At 43.6% G+C, this 1,377-nt stretch carries 1 protein-coding gene; it reads left to right on the top strand.

Annotated features, from left to right (window positions below; genetic code table 11):
• The first annotated feature begins 594 nt into the window (after nt 1-594).
• Nucleotides 595-981, top strand: a complete 387-nt coding sequence (locus QUA47_RS30865; protein ID WP_333433636.1) for an IS66 family transposase — start codon at nt 595-597, stop codon at nt 979-981.
• Nucleotides 982-1,377 lie beyond the last annotated feature (396 nt).

The raw sequence follows: 1,377 nt of genomic DNA, 5'->3' as shown, positions 1-1,377 counted from the left end.
ACCATTGCCGTTCTTGATAAACGTGAGCTACTCTCACAGCGAGCGCACTTTTTGACCTGCTTAGTCTAAACTCCAAAGGCTCATCTCCCACCAAAAATAGCAAAAATTCCAGCACTCCACCATCCAAAGGATTCAAGCCGAACATTAAGCCGTCGAAAATTCAAGGAATAAAAAGACAAAGAAGCCTAGGAAGAGTCGGATGGGGAAGAGAACTACATCCTCATCCCGACCAAACAATCATCGCCCAAGTCAAAAATTGCCCCCTGTGTGGAGAGAAAGTCACCGCCGCCACCCAAAAATTGCAATCGGTCTACGAAAAAATCGAACTACCCCCAATTCGCCCCATCATCACCCGAATAGAACGTTATGGTGGTCAGTGTGCCTGCTGTCAAACCGAGTATGTTGCCCCTGTACCATTGGGAATGGAAGCAGGTTCACCGTTTGGCAGTTCAATTCAAAGCTTGGTCACATATCTCCGTTACACTCATGCCATCACCTACGAACGGCTATGGTCCATATGTGCATCCGTTTTTGGACTCAAGATTTCCGAAGGAGCAATCGCCAACCTATTAGAGAAAGTCAAAACGAGTTTAGATGACCTTTGTAACTCCAATACTCCATCGGTTGCGGCGGGCAAAATTAATTTGTTCAGATGAAACCAGTGCGAGGGTTAATGGACAGAATCAGTGGGAGTGGGTGTTTCAGAACCAGGATGTTTGTTTACACGTCATCCGTCCGAGTCGAGCCAGTGGAGTAATGTACGAAGTTCTAGGAGAACATCATCCTGATATCTGGGTGTCAGACTTATTTAGCGCTCAAAAAAATCACCCCGCACCACAATGGCAAGTGTGTTTGGCTCATCAACTGCGCGATTGCCAATATGCAATTGACGCTGGGGACAGAATTTTTGCCCCAGCGATGAAGAGGTTATTATTAAGGGCTTTTATCATCCATCGGCAACGGGAGAATCTGGGGGGGTGACAACCCGCGCCAAACCCAGAGAGCGTAAAGATTTAACCCACTTGTGCTAAAAAAAGATAGGCAGCCGAATTCTTACAAGCTAGCCTATCTCAAAAATTAATGTTACCAACATTCTATCAGACCCACTTACAAAAACAACTGACATCAGCCCAGTTTATTTTACTCACACTCTTGCTCTCCTTGATACAATCAGAGAAACAAGTGAGATTAGAGAGGCTGGCACGAGTATTTCCCTCAGGGTAAACGCATCTAAATTAATTTGACAAAAACCTAAATTTGTGTATTACTAAATAACTCAAAAAACTTTCTTTAAATGCTTAACTTTAACCCACTTAAGCAGATTAAATCAGAACCTTAAGATTTTCTAAACTTCTTAAAGCCGGATAATTTTCCTTC

Origin of the sequence: Microcoleus sp. MON2_D5, assembly GCF_036701905.1 — a bacterium.
GTDB lineage: Bacteria > Cyanobacteriota > Cyanobacteriia > Cyanobacteriales > Microcoleaceae > Microcoleus.
The sequence above is the reverse complement of the archived record's forward strand: the minus strand, read 5'-3'. Positions and strand labels throughout refer to the sequence as shown.